1 pseudogene is annotated in these 833 nt (G+C 68.7%); it reads right to left on the bottom strand.

Annotation, left to right across the window (positions count from 1 at the left end):
* A pseudogene (locus IF89_RS39435) lies at positions 1–768 on the bottom strand (transposase); the annotation flags it as partial.
* Positions 769–833 lie beyond the last annotated feature (65 nt).

Below are 833 nucleotides of genomic sequence, written 5' to 3' on the forward strand. Positions count from 1 at the left end.
GGATCGTCGCGGCGACCATCTGGGCCGCGTCCTTGCTGATCACACCGAGCACATTGCGCAGGAAGTGAACCCTGCATCGCTGGTAGGCGGCGCCGAGCACGGCCTTGCGGACGGCCTTGACCAGGCCCGGGTGGTGGTCGGCGATCACGAGCCGGACCCCGGCGAGGCCGCGTTCGCGCAGGTGACGCAGGAACTGGGTCCAGAACACTTCGGTCTCGCTGTCGCCGACGCGATCTGATGGTTCACCCGCGCCTTGCAGTAGGCCGCATCCAGGTAGACGTACGGGAAGCGGACGTGGTCCAGCGGCCGGCTGCGGAACGCGGCGAGCTGGTCATCCAGATCGGCGCAGATCCGCGAAACCTCGCTCTTGGAGATCCCTCTGTCCGCGCCGATGGCCTTGACCAGGTCGTCGACCGAGCGGGCGGACACGCCGTGGACGCAGGCTTCCATGACCACCGCGTACAGGGCCTGGTCGATCCGGCGGCGCCGCTCGAGCAGCACGGGGAAGAAGCGCCACGACCGCAGCTTGGGTATGGCCAGCTCCAGGTCGCCGGCCTGCGTGGTGAGCGTCTTGTCCCGGTGCCCGTTGTTGCGCAACGCGGTCCGCGTCTCGGCGTGCTCGTTCCAGTCGGCGCCGATCTCCGCCGCGGCCTCTGCCCCGATCAACCCCTGCAGCATCCGCTCGGCCACCCCTCGGACGAGTTCCAGCCCGCCCGCCGAACGCAGTGCTTCCATCAGCCGCAGTAGGACATGCTGGGACAGGACCACCGTGGCACCTCCGTGTCGAACCGGCATTTCCCTACGGAGAGTTGCACGCAGGCCCGCTCACAGAC

Origin of the sequence: Streptomyces sp. NRRL F-2664 (genome assembly GCF_000719345.1) — a bacterium.
Classification (GTDB): Bacteria; Actinomycetota; Actinomycetes; order Streptomycetales; family Streptomycetaceae; genus Streptomyces.